Origin of the sequence: Flammeovirga sp. EKP202, assembly GCF_014534745.1 — a bacterium.
GTDB lineage: Bacteria > Bacteroidota > Bacteroidia > Cytophagales > Flammeovirgaceae > Flammeovirga.
In genome coordinates this window covers 85,586-101,634 of record NZ_JACVVP010000026.1, presented here as the reverse complement: position 1 = coordinate 101,634, position 16,049 = coordinate 85,586, and the positions used below count along the sequence as shown (strand labels likewise).

Sequence of the window (16,049 nt, the reverse complement as noted above, 5' to 3'; positions counted from 1 at the left end):
TGTGTTTCGAATTACAGCGTGGTTCCCACGTTCGGACTTCGTAATGATGTGCTTACTCATCCTACCGACTATGCCTCATATGTCGTTCCTGTCTGTCAGTACCAACTTTTGCCGTTTGACTTACTTCAGTGCATTCCTCACGGAAAACCACCTTGTCACGTACTAATGCTTCGGGATCGTACTCCGCGCATAAGGGACTTGCACCCTCTAGAAGATTGAACTATATTTAGACAAATATAGATCGTGCCCATTTTGGGCACACACACTATGTAAAATGCATTTAAAACGCATTTTACACTAAACGTTAGTGTGCCACGATGCTGTGGCTTTCCAGTAGGTGCAAATCCTACCTAAGTAATTTACTGTTCACTTAGAAGAGTTACTGACAGTGATCGCCGTGAGGTGGATAGCTGAAGCTCAGTGATCTCAAATAACCAAGCCGTAATACGCAAGTGTGAACCCATAGTAGCTTCGAAAAGGCAGGCGTAGATGGGGAGAGTTTTGACGGTCTCGAACCCTGTTACATTGTATGAATAAACAGTAATGTGAAGTACAATGATCTACCGGAGTCATAGGGATGGCGTGGTTATAGATGGAAAGTGACGGAACGTGGGAGATCTGTTATTTCAAAGGTTGGCCCCCTTAAACAAGCTGATATAAGTATAGCGAAATTCAGCCTGGTAATAACAGAAGTCGGAGGAGCTCATAGTACTGTCTGACTCTAAGGACAACATAACCTTAGATTAGGGAAGGGGCTCTACTTTAGAAACGCTTATATGAAAGACAGAACGACCTATATTGACACCGCTCTATTAGTAAGTCCATCTTCTACAAAGACAGATGAACAAGTTCGTGTCTTTCAAAGGAAGCTATACATTCGAGCCAAGCAAGATCAAGGTTTTAAAGCCTATAGCCTGAGTGATAAAATGAGCTTAGGTTACGTGTTAGTCGAATCTTACCGTCGTGTAAAACAAAACTATTCCCATGGCAGAGGTGTCGATAATATGTCATTTGCCGACATAGAAAAGTATGGAGTATCGAAGTTTCTAAAAGAACTACAACACGAACTCCAAACAAAAACTTATCGATGCCAAGCTGTTCGTCAAGTAGAAATACCAAAAGAGAAGAAGGGAGAATTTCGCCTCTTAGGCATCCCGACGATAAAAGATAGAGTCGCTCAAATGGCAGTAAAGATGCTAATAGAACCTTTATGGGAAGCGGACTTTATTGATACCTCTTATGGATTTCGTCCTAAACGAGGAGCTCAAGACACTGTGAAACAGATCAAACAGAACCTATACGAAGGATACCACTTTGTCTATGATGCGGATTTATCAAAATACTTTGACACGATCCCTCATGATAAGTTATTTGTACTGTTGAAAGAGCGAATTAGCGATAATGGAATACTTAATATTATTAAGCAATGGCTCTGTGCTCCCAAACAGTTAAAGAATGGGAAACGAATACAGTCCAAAATGGGTACACCCCAAGGAGGAGTGATTAGCCCCTTGCTTTCTAATATTTATTTACATGCTTTTGACCGTATTGTCAATAATCCACGAGGCAAGTTTGCCAAAGCCAACATCCGAATAGTTCGCTACGCAGATGATTTTGTATTGATGGGTAACTACTACTATAGTAGAGAAATCCTGAAATATATTGACTCAATTATGCGTAGGATGGGTCTTACGATCAACAAGACCAAGACCTCAATTCTTCATGTACACAAGAAGAGTCTATTCTTTCTGGGCTTTGAATTTCGTTATGTTCGTTCCAAGTTTTCATGGAATACCAAGAAATATACGAACATTCGTCCTAGTATTAAATCAAGAAGTAAACTATTTGCCAATATCCGTGAGCTACTACGCAAACGTCGTCATTGGAAAATAGGACCCTTGATTTACAAACTAAACTCAGTACTGTATGGCTGGTTGAACTACTTTTCTATCAGCAAAGTCACCCATATTTGGGAGACAGCCAAGATTATTGTCAAACAAGTTGATTATAAACTTTTCAAGTGGCTCAAAAGCAAAGGACGTAAAGCGCATAAGGTGCTTCGCCAGCGCCCTTATCATTTCTTTGTTAAAAGCAAAGGTCTGTTAGACTTGGAAAAGTATGCCCGCTTGAAAACCCTTGCGAAAGCTCAATGAAGAATTCTATCGGTAAGCCGTATGAGGGAAAACTTCACGTACGGTTTGATGAAGGGGGTTCTGATAGTTTTCTCAAAATGATTACATTTATAATTATTTAAATTGAGAGAGCTATCAGGCTCTACTATGGCATTGACAAAAAACGAATGAATAAAGTATTAGCATTAATTCTGATTCTGATAATCGCACCAATTCTTGGCGGAGTTTATGGAATTGTTCATGACCAGATAACGTATTCGATTTCTGAAGAATACTACACCAAATTTAAGTTCATTCAATTTGGACTACAAAACTGGGGAATGGGACAGAATGTTGGAACTGAAAAATCACCAGAAATCATATTACCAAACCCTAGATTTGGAGCGGCTATTATTGGGACTTTAGCGACTTGGTGGGTCGGTTTAATAATTGGAATATTCCTAGGACTAATCGGGTTGATTCATCGAAATGGAAAAGAAATGCTTAAAGCCACATTAAAATCAATAGTCTTGACAATGGGAATAGCACTTTTGACAGGTTTAATCGGGCTTCTTTATGGAGAATTATTCCTAGTGGGAAATCCTCCGAATTGGTATTTGCCTGACAACCTTATTGAAAAAGGAACCTTCATTATGGTTGGTTCAATGCACAATTTTAGCTATCTAGGTGGATTGATAGGGTTAATATGTGGTATAATATTTAGCATTAGAGAAAAAAGAAAATATAAAAACATCATACAATAATTAGGTCTTAATTTTTGGGTCTGAAGAGCATAACGTTAGTAGTAAAATTGGAAGGTTATTGCATATAAGCAATCCCGCCACAGATTTAAAAAAATTAAAAGGCTTGTGGCTATTTAGTAGACGGAACGTAAGCTCTTTAAAAAATGCTTTTTAGCCAAGTCGCTGTATTGCATAAGCCCAACCCTTTTTAATAAGGAAACAAAAAGTATATAAAATTGAATTCAATAATAATTTCTATATTATTTTTAGGAATATCATTACATTGTTACGCTCAAAAAAGTGACTTTGAATGTAAGGTGGAATATGACTCTATATTCAAAATGAAAACTATTGTTGGTGGTTACAATAACACCCCAATTAATGGAAAAGTTTATCTAGTCAAAGAGATTAGTAAATTATTAAAGATTGATGAAGAGTTAGTAAGGAAAAAAGTATATGGAGATATTAAAATTTATTTTATCCTTCTTATAAACCATAAAGGTATAGTTGAAAGAACAATAATACTTGAAGAAGCAAGCAAAGGAATTGATCTAATAAAAAATAAAAATGAGCTATTAACTTTTATGAAAAAAGAACAATGGAAAGTTAATTCATGCGGAGAAAATAATTATCATACAACGTTATTATTTCCAATTAATTTTCGCTTAAGTTATTAATCGTTTTTGAAAACTTTCACACGTTATATTAAGGAAGACAATAATCATAGCTCAGTTTGGTCTTCAAACTCAAAAATTAAGTCCTAGTTGAACAATGGCGGTGAATTTTTATGCACTCAGCTATATGAAATTAGGGAGGACTTTTCGATTACTCGGGAAGTCTTTTTTCATTGAGTCCTTGTGAATGAAACCGTGGCATAATATTCATTGGCGTTTGTCCACAGTAGGTGTAAATCAATGGATTATAAATCAATGAAAACTATACTTGTGATCGATAGAAATGGGCACTGAAAGTTTACTGAAATTGATTACTTTTAAATGATTAATCGGAGTGAGCTAACAGGCTTTACTTTATTGCCAGTGCTAAAATACAATCTGAAAGAAAATGAACAATGAAAAGATGAATAGTAAGACTTCATTATTAATAATTAAAATCGTCCTTTTTATGCAAATCAAAGCATTTGCACAGTATAACAATCCTGCAAACAGGTATGATAAAGCATACGAACAGTATTTAGATGCTACTTGCCCTTTACAAAAAGATAGTATCAAGCATTTTGTATATTTTTCCAGAGATAGAGAATTAATTCACAATCATCCATTACTAGATAACAAAAGGTTAGTAGGTGCTCAGATTATGTATTCATGGAGACAGTTAGAACCTAAAAAGGGAACATACAATTTTTCTATTATTTATGAAGATTATGCTTATTTAACTTCACATGGTAAAAAGCTTTTTATCCAATTACAAGATGTGTCATTTAGTGCTACTTACAAAGCTGTTCCTGATTATTTATTGACTGAAGAATATGATGATGGATGTATTGCTTTGAATGAGGAAGATGGCTGGGCAGCCAAAAGGTGGAATCGTAAAGTACAAAATCGTTGGATACAATTACTTCATGCATTAGGGAAGGAATTTAATGGAAAAATAGAAGGAATAAATTTTCAGGAAACAGCTGCGGGTACAAATAATACAAAAGATAGTTCATTTTCACCAGAACGCTACGTTAAATGTATAAAAGAAAATATGAAAGCCCTAAAACAAGCTTTTCCAAACTCAGTCACAATGCAGTATGCTAATTTTATGCCTGGAGAGTGGCTGCCATGGGATGATAAGGGGTATTTACGAGCAATATATCAATATGGGAACGAAATAGGTGTAGGTTTGGGTGGGCCAGATTTAATGGTTCAAAGAAAAGGACAACTTAACCATTTAATTGCAATGATGCATGAGTACGAATATAAAGTTCCATTGGGAATAGCTATTCAAGATGGGAATTATATTGGAAAAACAGGTGCAGACAAAGATTATAACGAACATAAGGATAAAGGATTAAATCAGCAGGAGAATATTGTTCCTTTATTACATGCTTTTGCAAAAGATTTTCTTAATGTAAACTATATGTTTTGGGTTAATCAAGAGCCATATTTTAGAGAGAATGTAATTCCTTGTATGAATAATTAGAGTTGAAAAAAGCACTTGGTATAACAATGTATTTGTCTTTATTGCTTGCAAAAGCTCTCAACACAATATAATACAAGGCGTTGTGAGAAATAATACTAAATCAACACCAAACTAAAAAGCTTATGAGATATATACTTTTATTATGGCTTAGTTTCATAAATCTAAGTTTTAATAATGTGAAATGTATAAAGGATATTTCAGAGAATATTATTGAGAAAGATTCAATTGAAATAACTAATCTGGCATTTTCTTCTAATTCAGAAACTACAAATGATCCTACTGGCATTGCAATTCAATTTATTAATGATTATGTGGAAAACTGTAATAGCAAAGAAAAGGTTGAAATCACGAATTGGGTAAATAACTATCCCGAAGTAAGTCTTAGATTTAAGGAAGAACTTAAACAGCTCATTTTGGAAGCCGAACAAAATGATCCTGAAATAGGACTTGGTTTTGATCCGATATTTGATGCCAAGATTACCCAGAAGAGGGTTTTAAGCTCTTTAGTTTTGACTCAACAACAAATTACTTAACAGTGGAAGGTATTCATTGGGAAGGATTTTACGTTACCATGAAAATCAAGAAGTATAATGATAATTGGAGAGTTGAAGGTTGTGGAATTATAAACATTCCAAAATCAAAACAAGCAAAACGGTAAAAACACTTCAAGAATTGCTAAAACCCTAAAAATCACCCATAAATACACTCTTTCATACTTCCTTCATACCTTTTTCCTACCCTAATAATACCCTAATTTTTGAATGCTCAAGTTAATTTTACGCTCAAATCAATTATTAAACATTAAATTTATCGATATGGGAAAAAGCATAATTTTTTTATTTGTATTACTCCTAAGCAATACCTTTGGATTTTGTCAAGTCGAAAAAGATTCGTTGCTAGAGAGCTATATCTATCCTCCTAATTCTTATAATAATTATGATGGTCTCACACCCAAAGAAAGTTGGGATATTCATAAAGCAGCCTACATCAAGCAATTGAAAGCAAAAGGGGGCACAAGTGAAGAATACGATAAAAGTCTTCTTGATTATGAAAAACAGAAAAAGGAATTTTTAACCTTAGTTGAGGAACGGAATAGAATTGCAGAAGTTCAGAGAGAGAAAGATGCAGAACTTAGAAAGAAACATGCTATACAAAGACACTTAGCCGAAGAACGAAGAAAAAAATCACAAGCATGGAGAGAAAACGCTAAAGAAATTTTAATTAAAAATATTACACTCACTCATCAAACAGATGATAGTGAATCAATGGCTTTTAAAGTTACTTCTAAAATGACTTTGTATATAGGCATCAGAGCACACATCAAATCGGGATCTACGCTTATCGAAATTTACAATCCTAAAGGAGTTAAAGAAGGGGAACTATCCCTAAAATATCAATCCGATGCCAATCAAAAAGTAAAGGAATATACTTCAGGAGCTCTTGATAAGACCATTTCAAATACAGAAGTTGGGGAGTGGCAAATAAAAATTTCATCCCAAAAATCGAATGGCAATATTGCTATGTCTGTTGCTCAATCTATAAAACCTACGGTGGATGAATAAAATTATAAAAAATACAATAGCTATTCTCTTTATCGTCTTGTGTTGTCAAATCAATGCACTTTCTGATAATGTTGGTCAAATATCTGGCAAATTGATATTAGATGATACTTGGGACAGGAAAATATATGTGTCTTATCTCAAAACATTTGAAAAAGAATATGCTGTTTCGAATGACATCATCATTACAAGTGCTGCTATTGATAGTCTAGGTAATTTCAAAATTGATTTGGCCAACATACCCTCTCAATGGTCCTTTTTTCGTTTGCATATTGTTAAGAAAGGGGTTTCGCCAAATTCACTCGTCATTGGTAGTTTAGATGAAAATTTTATACTCTTCGTCGGCAAAAGAGATTCTGAAATAAAATTGTTTAATACCGGTGAAAGACCAGTTTTCTCGGGTACAAGAATTGAAGGAGCTGACTATATGAAGACATTTAACTATATCAAGAAATTAGCGAATTACCCCAATTCAATTGATTATGAAAATTCAATCATTGAAAAGGAATTTATAAAAGAGGTAGTGTCAGAAAAGTTGAAAGCAGTTGCAGATACTTGTAGTAATCCTTTGGTATCTCTTTATGCCATTTATCAGACCGATTTTCAAGTAGACTATTTAATTCACCCTAAATTTTATGATGATTATTTGTCAAAATGGAAAAACGAAAACAGCTCTTATTTTATTTCTTTCCGGCAAAAATTTCCAATCAAAGAGTATGTTCTTATTGATAAAATAAGTGAGAAATACCTCATTTTTTTTGTGAGTGTTATTTGCTTTCTCTCTGTTGGGATTTTAATTTACTTTAAACGTAAGCATCAAAATATCAAACAGCTAAGTGTTCAAGAGCGAAAAATATTTGACTTATTAAGAAATGGCTTAAGCAATAAAGAAATATCAGCCGAATGTAATATTGAGCTAACTACTGTAAAATCGCATGTCGGTAGTATTTACTCTAAACTAAAAATTAAATCCAGAAAAGAAGCGATGAATATTAAATTCTAAATGAATAGAATTGAAAATATAAAATGGACTCCAGTAATTTGTAACAATGAAAATGTTATAACTTAGAATCGTTTTGTACTATTAGTATATAATAGATAAACTTGAAAATCGGAACTCATAAGATGTGGGTAATAAGGTGCGTAGATGATAGTTGTCGTGTAACATAATCCATAGGCGACATCATGCTAACTTAATACGGTGTAAACTAAATTATCGTTAATTATAGTATTCAGAAATCAGGAGATTTCTGATGATCTAAAGGACACGAATGACGCTTACACTTAACATTCTCGCCAGTGAGCTTTCTACCATTTTAGTTTGGTAGTACTTCCCCTGGCATTGAAGGGAAAAGCGTTAAGAATTTCATGAATTGAGCCGTTAAAAATGATTTTGTTGTTTGAGCAAAGCGAGTTTAAAATCATTGAGGCGAAAGGAATGAAATTTAGCTTTTGACTTCTAAGCCTAGATTTTTTGCTTCGTTTTTCATCAATGGAAAAATGAAGAAGAAGGTAGCTTGTAAGTAGAGCCTATAAATGTTTGTAGTAAGGTTAATTAATATTACTCCTTTTATGAAGGAAAAATGGTAGTGTATTGTGGTTCGCGAGGACGTTGCAATGCAACGTCCCTACAGAACTGCATTTTAGAAAATTATTATAAAACCTTTGTCTTTTAACATGTAATCAGACCATCATTTAGTAGTATCTCCCTCGGCCTTGCAGGGAAAAGCGTCAAGAATTTCATGTATTGAGCCGTTAAAAATGATTTTGTTGTTTGAGCGCAGCGAGTTTAAAATCATTTAGGTGAGAGAAATGGAATTTAGCTTTTGACTTCAAAGCCTTGAATTTTTTGCTTCGTTTTTGTTTCAAGACAAAAATGAAGAAGAAGGAAGTTTGAAAGTTGATCCTATAAATGCTGGCAGAAAGGTTGATTGAAAGTTGACGATAATTTAGTTTACAATGTACTTAATAATATGGAATTAATAATTTTTACTGGAATACAGGGTTCAGGAAAATCAACACTTTACAAACAAGAATTTTTCAACTCTCATATTAGAGTTAGTATTGATTTATTGAATACCAGAAATAAAGAAAATAAACTTCTTGATTTCTGTTTTCAAACTCAATCCAAGATTGTAATTGATAATACTAACCCAAGTCAAGAGGAGCGAGCCAAATACATTGAACTAGGAAAGCAATTTAAGTATAAAATTGTAAGCTACTTTTTTGAAAGTAATTATGAAGAATGTCTCGAACGAAATAATCTTAGATCTGGTAAAGAACGAATTCCTGAAGTTGGGCTTAAATCATTCTTGAAGAAACTGTTACTACCAACATTCGCAGAAGGGTTTGATGAAATTTATTACATTACGCAAGAACAAACAAAATTTGTAAAAAAACTTTTAGATGAAATTTGACGACTTAGATAGAAAACTACGTGTTTTTGAAACTGCCTATGATTTTTCAGTTCCTCCTAACAATTACATGGTTGCAAGAATTGATGGGCGGGGTTTTACTAGATTGACCAAAGAAGTACATAGTTTTGAACGACCTTTTGATGTAAAGTTTCGAGACTTAATGGTTGAAACGGTGAAGCATTTAATGACTTGTGGTTTTCATGTAATTTATGCATACACAGAGAGTGATGAGATTTCTCTTCTTTTTGATATTAATGAAAATGCTTTTTCAAGAAAGAGCCGTAAATACACCTCTATTCTTGCAGGGGAAGCAAGTGCAAAGTTCTCATTACTATTAGGTGCACTAGGGACATTTGACTGTAGATTATCAATTCTTCCTAGAGTACAAGATGTTGTTGATTACTTCAGATGGAGACACGAAGATGCACACAGAAATGCTTTAAATGCCCATTGTTATTGGATGCTTAGGAATCAGGGAGAAACTCCGACTCTTGCATCAAAGGCTATTGAAAAGAAGTCTACAAAATTCAAAAATGAACTCTTGTTTCAGAACGGTATCAACTTTAATGATCTACCAAGTTGGCAAAAACGAGGCATAGGTTTTTACTGGACTACTGAAGAAAAAACGGGTTGGAATCCGAAGTTGAATAGGGAAGAAGTGACAAAAAGAAAGGTGATTGAGACAGAATTTGAACTTGAATTAGGACAGGCATATTCTAACTTTGTTGCAGATAAAATAAAAAGAGATGAATAGTCTCTGATACGCTGAGTAATTAAATGAATTTTACATCTAACTTATAATTGTTTTATTTGTAATAGTATCAAAACCTGCTTTTCTCATCATTAGTCCATGACCTAAGTTGTGGGCTAATGATGAAGTCATAAACAGTGATAACATCTATTGAAATTCAACAGAAAAAAATGCTTCAATTTGAATATACTTTACTAATTATTACCTACACTGCATTGACAATTTCTTTGTTTCTACAAGTATTGTGTTACAATAAGAAAATGGAGAATCGGGAGACAATTGGTTTTACAGTTTCGCTAATATTACTATTGATTTCAATAAGTGTTTCACCGTTTTTTTCAGAGAAAGAAACGACAACATTGTCTACCTTATTGTGTATGATTTTAGTGGCTTGCACCACATTTTTAGACACATTGAGTCAACAAAAACATTCAATCCCAAGCCTATTCAAAAAAATACAGATCGGAATTTCAGTCCTTTTGTCTGTTGTTGTGATAGTTTCTAAACTATTGGGTGCAATGATGTTTGCTCAATGGGCAGTTGTAGTGTTTTTAATTCTATCAGTAGTCATATCGATGTGGCTTCAAAGACAAACAAAACCCATCCAACAGTTTCAGCATTTGGAGAAATCAAACAGGATTTTCGCTTTAACTTTTCTAATTTTGATACCTATTTATCTGATTTTCCATTATGCTTTTGAAAAGGAGTACCAGCAGTTCCAAATAGGATTTCTATTGTACATTGCTTTTTCAGCATTGGCTGTTCGTAAAATTTATGACGATTTGCAAAGGCTATCTTTAATTAAAAATGATATAACACCCAACAAACAACATTTCAAGAATTATGCACTTACAGTGAGAGAACAAGAAATAGCTACTCTACTTCAAATGGGGGTAACTTATCAAAACATTGCGGATCAACTTTACATTTCTCTTCCTACAGTAAAAACACACGCCAGTAATATTTATAAAAAATGCGGTGTAAAAACCCGAAATGAGTTGTCAAACTTACTTAGATAGTAGGGTTTACTAACGAATGGTTTTATTTGTTGCGATTATAAATATGCTTTGGACACTTATTAGATCATGGATTAAGTGTGAGCTAATGAGGGAAGAATAAATCACTCTATTTTAATTTAAATCCTTAATAGGTTGAATATCAATACTCATACTTTTGTATGATATACCTTTATTGGGTATAAATCATACTTTTATCCGATTGTGTCTCTCTTATATTACCAATAGTTTTGCTTCAAAAATTTAGGTTATGAAGTACAAATTATTACTCATCGCACTTATTGGAATTTTTTCCATTCATGCAAATGCTCAAGATGCAGCATTGCAATCTACTATGTCTGAGAGCACACTTTTGATCAAAAACGATGCTTCAGCATTTTATCACACTCTGAAGGATTCAGCTCAAAGTAGAACTATTCAGTTCTTTATTGCCTATGACTTTGGAGAGGCGGCCTTTAATCAGTTCAAATCTCTGGGAGGTGAAGTAGGTGTAAGGTTTAAAAATGATCACCTATTAAGACTGGCTTACACTCATCTTTATTTATCAGAAGTCCATCTATCCTCTGATTTTGCAAAAGCAGTAGACGGCGAAAATGTAAAAGGAAAGCAATTGGGGTTCGAGTTATTCTATGACTTTCCTGTTCTTTTCAAAGGTCTTTCCCTAGCACCTTCAATGGGGTACTATGATAATGAATATACGCATACCGTCTCTCATGAAAAGCTTAGGAAATCATCCTTTACCATCGGAGGTGCTATCAGTTTTACAGAAACAGACTTATTCAAGGTGAAAGGCTTTTATTATAGAGTCTCTGTTCCAATCAGGATCAATCTTGATCCTATTATAGAAACAAAGCTTGAAGACACCACCATCAAGAGTAATCAAATCGACAATAATATTTGGTTTTTTGTAGGCTTTCAATTTTAATAAAATGTATAAGAAGATAGTAATCATCGTTATCGTTTTTTTGTGGGCCTTCAATGTACAAGCTCAACAAGCTAATAAGCAAAGGTTGGATTTTGCACGAATGTACCTAGAAACAGGAGGGAACTTTTTTCCATCTTTTACCGGAAAACAATTGATAAATGGGGAGGTAACTCCAATTGATTATGCTGCTACGTTTAACCCCTACATTACTTGGGGAGGGTTCCACTTTTGGGATCACGCCGAATTTTATGTGACCTTTCCATTGGGTCAGATCAATCTGGACGGAAATGAAGCTCAACATAAAATGCAAAACTACGTAGCAACAGGAGCAAGAATATACCCTTGGCGTATGAAGAAAGGGAAATTACGACCTTATTTTGGGTTGAATTGGGGAGCTTTATCGCTTGAACAGATTCCGCAAACGGAGGAAAATCACACTTTGATTGCTAAAGACTTTATGCTGAATTTTGATGCAGGTTTGATGTACAGTTATAAAAAAATTGCATTCAGGTTGGCCGTCAATTATTTCCCGAATAATAAATGGCAATATCCACTTAGTAAAACTGAAATGACAGAAATTAAAACGCCGTCCTATTCTGTTCAGTTTGGTCTTCTTTATGCCTTTGATGCCACAAAAAACACGACTCAGGAAAATGTTGATAAATGGAATAGTTACCCAAGTGTTTCAAAACTTTCATATGAGGATACATCATTTGGGAACTTCTTTATTGGAGCAGGTCTTTCTCAATCATTTTCACTCTCTAATTCAGAATACAATGCTAATGCATTTCCTTATTTGCAGCAAAAGTTGACTTCATCTAGCTATTTAGATTTTGCCTTAGGGTATCACTTTAATAGAATAGACTTCTTCACGGCTTTATCGTACAGAAACCCCACTTATACAACAGAAGGATTTGGTACTAAACAAAGCATCAACAAGAATTCATTAGCAATTGAGTTTAATAAATTTTTGATCGACTTCTCTGGTTTTGCCCCTTATATAGGTTTTAATCTGGCTTATGATAATATTCAATATGAAGAAGATGTCAATGGGGTGAAACGTACATTGAACTTTTCATCTTTTGAACCCGGTTTAACTTTTGGTTGGGACATTGTACCTGGAAAAACGAATGAAGCTTTTATTCTCAGAACAAATTTAAGATGGTATCCTTACTCCAACTTTAAAATAGATGGAGTGGCATTTGATTTTAGTCAGCTAGAATATAACTTAATCCAATTGGTATTTTACCCTGAAAGACTTAAGGTGAGGAAGTTGTAATACACAAATGTAAGCCTTTACAGTGTTATTCATAAAGCACTCCCGAATGTCGAATAAAGGTTTCATTACAAAGAGTTGAAGAAGAATGATAGTTAACTGAAATTGATTACATTTATAGTTGTTAATTTTAGTGGGCTATCATGCTCTTCATAACAGGGAACCTTAATAAGGTTGTTGTGTAAATTTAAAACTGAACTAAGCTACTCAAATTATTAACATGGAAATCACTGATGTAATTGATTTTTGGAAAAAAATTAATGTGAAATTAAACCAGGGTGTTGATCTTTCAGAGAGAACCAAATTGGAAAAACACCTTAACTTTAAATTCCCTGATACAATTCTTCTTAGAAATTAATGGGTTTAAAGATTTTGATTGGAATGAGCACATGTTTTCAATTTATCCATTAGAGCGAATCAAGAAAGAATATGACGAACAAACAGATAAAGACTTTATACCTTTTTGTGATTACCTCGTGAACAGCCATCAAATTGGATTGTATAAGAAAAATAAAAGGATTTTTTAAAAAATGAAAATTCATCTGAATACTTAAATGACAAAGTAGCAGATGATTTTAAAGCATCTGTGATTGAAATTCTGCTTAATTCTGAAAAAATCTACTAACAAGAACTTTTTATGAAACTTAATACATTGTAAACTAAGTTTTCGTTAATTAATACAACTCCTTTTATGAAGGATTAATGGTAGTGTGTTGTGGTTCGCGAGGACGTTGCAATGCAACGTCCCTACAGAACTGCATTTTAGAAAATTATTATAAAACCTTTGTCTTTTAACATGTAATCAGACCATCATTTAGTAGTATCTCCCTCGGCCTTGAAGGGAAAAGCGTTCAGAATTCCATGTATTGAGCCGTTAGAAATGATTTTGTTGTTTGAGCGCAGCGAGTTTAAAATCATTTAGGCGAGAGAAATGGAATTTAGCTTTTGACTTCAAAGCCTTGACTTTTTTGCTTCGTTTTTGTGTTAAGACAAAAATGAAGAAGAAGAAAGTTTGAAAGTTGATCCTATAAATGCTTGTAGAAAGGTCGATTAAAAGTTGACGATAATTTAGTTTACAGTGTACGTAATAGCATTTATGATAAAGGAAAAATACCTAACCTTTGAAATTTATACTTCTTACTTTGATTCTGTAAATCCATTCGCATTAAAAGTTCTGAGATTTGTATTGTAATAATTAAATATGCTAAAATGAAAAAAATTACAGTACTACTACTCATCAGTATTCTTTCAATATCAGCAAATGCACAACGTATTGAAAAGATCAACGAAACAGTTTCGAAATTATTTATTGCAACAGATAACAAAGAATGGGGTCAAGTGGAAAATATTTTCGCTCCTAAAGTTGAACTAGATTATTCGAGTATGAATGGTAATCCTGCAGTGGAATTAAGCTCTGAGCAAATTACTACTAGTTGGAAAACTATTTTGCCAGGTTTTACACACACGCATCATCAAATAGGAAACTTCATTACCTCAGTAAATGGGAAAACAGCCCAAGTTCTCTGTTATGGTACTGCTACTCATTTCCTCGAAGATGAGGCAGGTAATATTTGGACGGTTGTTGGTTCATACGATTTTGAATTAAAACATTTGGACAATCAGTGGAGGATCTCCAAGATGAAATTCAACTATAAATACCAGGATGGAAATACCAACCTTCCTGCAAAAGCTATTGAGAACGTAAAGCAGTAATACAATGAAATATTTAATGATTCGATTAATAGCCGTGTTTTTATTCTTCTCATGCCAAAATGAAAAAGGAGTAAAGAACTGGTCGGACACGTCTTCATTGACAACATTTATAGCAAAGAGAAATAAAGCAAATACCCTTGATTTTTTTAGAGCTTTAGAAGCGGAAAATGCAGAGCAAGTGGCAGCATTATTCAGTAACGATGCCAAACATATCAATCCATATCACTCAGGAATTTTTCCAAAGGGAGCTAACAGTAAAGAAGGAATAAAATCATACTGGGAACCTGTTTTTCCAAACTTCGATGGAATGACTTTCCACATTAAGGAAATCTATTCAATGGGTGATGGAAATAGGGTATTTGTAAAATATAAGGGTTATATAAATTTAAAGGATAATGCTGGAGTGTACAGTAATGATTACTATTCAACCTTTAAGTTCAATGATGAAGGAAAAATAACGGAATATGTAGAAATTTTTAACCCAATTGTAGCAGCCAAAGGTTTTGGCTTACTTGATAAAGTAAAGTAAAAGTGAAAGTAATAATTTTAATAAATAGTGTAGGGTACTTATAAATTGATTAAAGAACTATCTATTTAGAATTTACGAAGTAATTAATCCCGAAGAATAATATTCTTTGGGATTTTATTTTTATTTTGGGGTTTATTACTGCTTGTAGGAGTATTGTATTCCAAAATACATATAGCTTATATACCAAGCCGTTGAGAACTGTAAGCAAACTTTGTCAAATAAAGCAGAACTTCAAAATGAAATATTTAGTTGTTTTTTCTCTTTTCTTTCTTTTTACTTCATGTGATAATAAACAAAAACAATCCAAGCCCCATGAAGAACAAAAAGAGAAAAAGATAAGTAAAACACCGGTTAAAGTATCTGACAGTACACCGAAACAAAATACCTCTGTTGAATCGAATCAACCTGTGAAAATTAAAGAAACGGAGTATAGTAATATCAAGCAATTATCCTATGCAGAAATTTCAAATTCAGATTCCGTAATAGTTTCCAACACTATTATCATTAATGAAAAATGTGCTCTTGATATATTTCCTTCTTCCAAGTGGATAAAAACAGAACAAGAAAGAATGGAGGAAGATGACTGGATGACAGTTGTTGATGATAATATTTATTACATAGATTTAGCGAGACAAGTACTATTGAAAAATAAAATTTCACATGAAAATCTATCAAGAAAAAAACGGTATGTTAAGTTTATGAAAGAAGATGAAATTGTCTCCATTATTGATCTTGAGAAAATGGATAATGCTTGGGGAATAATCCTTTATAATGGGCACGATACTCCTTTTTTATGGAGTGGAACAGAAATAGAAGAGGATATAAAAGTAGTGTATAATCAATAAAGATTGTTGAATTTAGTTA

15 protein-coding genes are annotated in these 16,049 nt (G+C 33.4%); all 15 read left to right on the top strand.

Annotated features, from left to right (window positions below; all coding sequences use genetic code 11):
* Positions 1-776: 776 nt before the first annotated feature.
* The 15 genes from ltrA (at position 777) to IC221_RS16610 (ending at position 16,030) form a co-directional block, all read left to right on the top strand.
* Positions 777-2,153, top strand: coding sequence for a group II intron reverse transcriptase/maturase (gene ltrA / locus IC221_RS16680; protein ID WP_188170060.1), 1,377 nt, complete (start codon positions 777-779; stop codon positions 2,151-2,153).
* A 146-nt stretch (positions 2,154-2,299) separates the two neighbouring features.
* On the top strand, positions 2,300-2,875 hold the full coding sequence (locus tag IC221_RS16675; protein ID WP_188170059.1) for a hypothetical protein: 576 nt from the start codon (positions 2,300-2,302) through the stop codon (positions 2,873-2,875).
* 320 nt (positions 2,876-3,195) lie between these two features.
* Entirely contained in the window at positions 3,196-3,531 is a 336-nt protein-coding gene (locus IC221_RS16670; protein WP_188170058.1) for a hypothetical protein, read from the top strand.
* A 385-nt stretch (positions 3,532-3,916) separates the two neighbouring features.
* Positions 3,917-4,999, top strand: a complete 1,083-nt coding sequence (locus IC221_RS16665) for a hypothetical protein (protein ID WP_223241411.1) — start codon at positions 3,917-3,919, stop codon at positions 4,997-4,999.
* A gap of 122 nt (positions 5,000-5,121) precedes the next feature.
* Positions 5,122-5,532 (top strand): hypothetical protein, encoded by a 411-nt coding sequence (locus IC221_RS16660; RefSeq protein ID WP_188170057.1) that lies wholly within the window; start codon positions 5,122-5,124, stop codon positions 5,530-5,532.
* A gap of 282 nt (positions 5,533-5,814) precedes the next feature.
* Entirely contained in the window at positions 5,815-6,561 is a 747-nt protein-coding gene (locus IC221_RS16655; protein WP_188170056.1) for a hypothetical protein, read from the top strand.
* Positions 6,554-7,561 (top strand): helix-turn-helix transcriptional regulator, encoded by a 1,008-nt coding sequence (locus IC221_RS16650; RefSeq protein ID WP_188170055.1) that lies wholly within the window; start codon positions 6,554-6,556, stop codon positions 7,559-7,561. Before IC221_RS16655 ends, IC221_RS16650 begins: the two co-directional genes overlap by 8 nt.
* Positions 7,562-8,531: 970 nt before the next feature.
* The gene (locus IC221_RS16645) at positions 8,532-8,975 is read left to right on the top strand and encodes an AAA family ATPase (RefSeq protein ID WP_188170054.1); all 444 of its coding nucleotides are present in this window, start codon (positions 8,532-8,534) and stop codon (positions 8,973-8,975) included.
* Positions 8,965-9,729, top strand: a complete 765-nt coding sequence (locus IC221_RS16640; protein WP_188170053.1) for a tRNA(His) guanylyltransferase Thg1 family protein — start codon at positions 8,965-8,967, stop codon at positions 9,727-9,729. Before IC221_RS16645 ends, IC221_RS16640 begins: the two co-directional genes overlap by 11 nt.
* Positions 9,730-9,986: 257 nt before the next feature.
* Positions 9,987-10,745, top strand: a complete 759-nt coding sequence (locus IC221_RS16635; RefSeq protein WP_223241410.1) for a response regulator transcription factor — start codon at positions 9,987-9,989, stop codon at positions 10,743-10,745.
* 247 nt (positions 10,746-10,992) lie between these two features.
* The gene (locus IC221_RS16630) at positions 10,993-11,667 is read left to right on the top strand and encodes a hypothetical protein (RefSeq protein WP_188170052.1); all 675 of its coding nucleotides are present in this window, start codon (positions 10,993-10,995) and stop codon (positions 11,665-11,667) included.
* Between the two features lie 4 nt (positions 11,668-11,671).
* Positions 11,672-12,946 (top strand): hypothetical protein, encoded by a 1,275-nt coding sequence (locus tag IC221_RS16625; RefSeq protein WP_188170051.1) that lies wholly within the window; start codon positions 11,672-11,674, stop codon positions 12,944-12,946.
* Between the two features lie 1,206 nt (positions 12,947-14,152).
* Positions 14,153-14,656 (top strand): nuclear transport factor 2 family protein, encoded by a 504-nt coding sequence (locus IC221_RS16620; protein ID WP_188170050.1) that lies wholly within the window; start codon positions 14,153-14,155, stop codon positions 14,654-14,656.
* 4 nt (positions 14,657-14,660) lie between these two features.
* On the top strand, positions 14,661-15,185 hold the full coding sequence (locus IC221_RS16615) for a nuclear transport factor 2 family protein (RefSeq protein ID WP_223241409.1): 525 nt from the start codon (positions 14,661-14,663) through the stop codon (positions 15,183-15,185).
* 236 nt (positions 15,186-15,421) lie between these two features.
* Positions 15,422-16,030: a hypothetical protein gene (locus IC221_RS16610; RefSeq protein WP_188170049.1), complete on the top strand. Its 609-nt coding sequence runs from the start codon at positions 15,422-15,424 to the stop codon at positions 16,028-16,030.
* The last annotated feature ends 19 nt before the right edge of the window (positions 16,031-16,049 follow it).

Excerpts from the sequence above, each read along its gene's own strand:
- ltrA (WP_188170060.1), top strand. The coding sequence starts at position 777 with ATGAAAGACAGAACGACCTATATTGACACCGCTCTATTAGTAAGTCCA.
- IC221_RS16675 (WP_188170059.1), top strand. The coding sequence starts at position 2,300 with ATGAATAAAGTATTAGCATTAATTCTGATTCTGATAATCGCACCAATT.
- IC221_RS16670 (WP_188170058.1), top strand. The coding sequence starts at position 3,196 with ATGAAAACTATTGTTGGTGGTTACAATAACACCCCAATTAATGGAAAA.
- IC221_RS16665 (WP_223241411.1), top strand. The coding sequence starts at position 3,917 with ATGAACAATGAAAAGATGAATAGTAAGACTTCATTATTAATAATTAAA.
- IC221_RS16660 (WP_188170057.1), top strand. The coding sequence starts at position 5,122 with ATGAGATATATACTTTTATTATGGCTTAGTTTCATAAATCTAAGTTTT.
- IC221_RS16655 (WP_188170056.1), top strand. The coding sequence starts at position 5,815 with ATGGGAAAAAGCATAATTTTTTTATTTGTATTACTCCTAAGCAATACC.
- IC221_RS16650 (WP_188170055.1), top strand. The coding sequence starts at position 6,554 with ATGAATAAAATTATAAAAAATACAATAGCTATTCTCTTTATCGTCTTG.
- IC221_RS16645 (WP_188170054.1), top strand. The coding sequence starts at position 8,532 with ATGGAATTAATAATTTTTACTGGAATACAGGGTTCAGGAAAATCAACA.
- IC221_RS16640 (WP_188170053.1), top strand. The coding sequence starts at position 8,965 with ATGAAATTTGACGACTTAGATAGAAAACTACGTGTTTTTGAAACTGCC.
- IC221_RS16635 (WP_223241410.1), top strand. The coding sequence starts at position 9,987 with ATGGAGAATCGGGAGACAATTGGTTTTACAGTTTCGCTAATATTACTA.
- IC221_RS16630 (WP_188170052.1), top strand. The coding sequence starts at position 10,993 with ATGAAGTACAAATTATTACTCATCGCACTTATTGGAATTTTTTCCATT.
- IC221_RS16625 (WP_188170051.1), top strand. The coding sequence starts at position 11,672 with ATGTATAAGAAGATAGTAATCATCGTTATCGTTTTTTTGTGGGCCTTC.
- IC221_RS16620 (WP_188170050.1), top strand. The coding sequence starts at position 14,153 with ATGAAAAAAATTACAGTACTACTACTCATCAGTATTCTTTCAATATCA.
- IC221_RS16615 (WP_223241409.1), top strand. The coding sequence starts at position 14,661 with ATGAAATATTTAATGATTCGATTAATAGCCGTGTTTTTATTCTTCTCA.
- IC221_RS16610 (WP_188170049.1), top strand. The coding sequence starts at position 15,422 with ATGAAATATTTAGTTGTTTTTTCTCTTTTCTTTCTTTTTACTTCATGT.